Origin of the sequence: Lutimaribacter saemankumensis, from assembly GCF_900100005.1 — a bacterium.
GTDB classification, from domain to species: Bacteria; Pseudomonadota; Alphaproteobacteria; order Rhodobacterales; family Rhodobacteraceae; genus Lutimaribacter; species Lutimaribacter saemankumensis.
Window position 1 is genome coordinate 1 of record NZ_FNEB01000037.1, and the last position, 1,474, is coordinate 1,474.

3 protein-coding genes are annotated in these 1,474 nt (G+C 60.2%); 2 read left to right on the plus strand and 1 reads right to left on the minus strand.

Annotated features, from left to right (window positions below; all coding sequences use genetic code 11):
* Positions 1-407, minus strand: a 407-nt coding sequence (locus BLT50_RS18795; RefSeq protein WP_139170598.1) for a winged helix-turn-helix transcriptional regulator, incomplete at its 3' end; no start/stop codon positions are given.
* Between the two features lie 152 nt (positions 408-559).
* On the opposite strand from BLT50_RS18795, the gene BLT50_RS18800 reads away from it, so the two are divergent.
* Together BLT50_RS18800 and BLT50_RS18805 are read left to right on the plus strand one after the other, a co-directional pair.
* Positions 560-775: a tautomerase family protein gene (locus tag BLT50_RS18800; RefSeq protein ID WP_090030835.1), complete on the plus strand. Its 216-nt coding sequence runs from the start codon at positions 560-562 to the stop codon at positions 773-775.
* Between the two features lie 77 nt (positions 776-852).
* Positions 853-1,371 carry an OsmC family protein gene (locus BLT50_RS18805; RefSeq protein WP_175491547.1) on the plus strand — a complete coding sequence of 173 codons (519 nt, stop codon included), beginning with the start codon at positions 853-855 and terminating at the stop codon, positions 1,369-1,371.
* The last annotated feature ends 103 nt before the right edge of the window (positions 1,372-1,474 follow it).

A 1,474-nucleotide genomic window follows, 5' to 3' on the forward strand; every position in this document is an offset into this window, starting at 1 on the left:
ATCACGCATTTCGGCTTAGGCAATTGAAGCCGGTCGATCTTTCCACGGATTTTCCACATCAGCAAACGCGCGTCCAAGGCTTGCAGCGACACTTCGCAATCGATGTTGCGGTGCGCCCATTCTCCCAGCCCACGGATCAGCGGCTCGAGCTCATCGGCAAGAGGGGTCGTCAGATACTCGGCATGACCGGGTCCGTTCCCACGTCGAACGACAAGACCGTTGGCTTCCATCTCTTTCAGGCGCTTCGACAAAAGTCCGGGCGACATCCCTGGCACGCCCCGCTGGATTTCGTTGAAGCGGGTTGAGCCGGACCACATTTCGCACAGCAAAAGCATGGTCCAGCGCGGCTCCAACAGGCTGGCCGCCATCGCGACCGGGCAGAACTTCGGATAGTTTGACTCTGACATTGCGGCACCTCCGCCTGAAGCAAAGCATTTCGCACCCGCACACGCCTACTTCAGAAACTATAGCGGATTTACTGCATTTGCAGAACTGGTTTGCCATGGGCGACCGGTGCCAGCCTCGTTTCACCAGCAACTGGAAACAACGGAGGTAAACAATGCCACTGGTGGATATCGAAGTAATCGAAGGCGTTTTCGACGATGAGCAGAAGGCGAAAATGATCGAAAAGGTGACCGATGCGATGGTCGAGGTCGAAGGCGAAAACATGCGCCCCGTGACCTGGGTCCGGGTCAAGGAAGTGCGCAGCGGTCAATGGGGCATCGGGGGCAACACACCCAGCGCCGATGACATCAAGGCGATGGCGGCAGGATGAAACAGCGTTTTGGCCGGACCGCCTGCCCGGCGGTTCGGTCAAAGCTTGGCCTTGCATCACCCAATGGAGACGAAGAGATGGACAGGGATACCCACGCCCGAGAGGCGCAACTGCGCGCGATCTCGATCTACACCCAACGCCCGGAACGTGCCCAGGTCGTTCACCGCGGATCGGCCGCGGTTCGGGACGGCCTGAGCTGCACCTACGAGCAGGACGGTCACCGCCTGACCCTCGACATGCCGAATGCAATTGGCGGCAGCGACGAGGGGCCGACACCCGGCTATTTCGCGCGCGCCGCGATCTGCGGATGCCTTGCTATCGGGATCAAGATGACGGCGGCACGCGAGGGCCTTCAACTTCATGAGGTGAACGTCGGCATCGAACAGGACTGGGACAATCGTGGCATTTTGGCCATGGATAGCGTCAGCCCAGTTCCAAGCGAAACGCTCATCGCCATCGAAATCACAAGTCCGGAACCCGAAGCCACGATCAGAGGCATGGTCACGCGCGCGCTTGGCACCGATCCGTGGTTTCTGGCCTACCGCGATGCGCAGCCTGTCAGCACAGCGGTTTCGATCGTCGAGGATGTGACGTGATGGATGCCCGGCTTCAACTTCGCGTCCAGCGCTATGGATGGGATGCGGCTTGCCCACATTACCACGTGGGCTGGTCGGATCAGCTCCGCCCGGCCCACGACCG

Coding starts and splice junctions, on each gene's coding strand:
- BLT50_RS18800 (WP_090030835.1), top strand. CDS start 560: ATGCCACTGGTGGATATCGAAGTAATCGAAGGCGTTTTCGACGATGAG.
- BLT50_RS18805 (WP_175491547.1), top strand. CDS start 853: ATGGACAGGGATACCCACGCCCGAGAGGCGCAACTGCGCGCGATCTCG.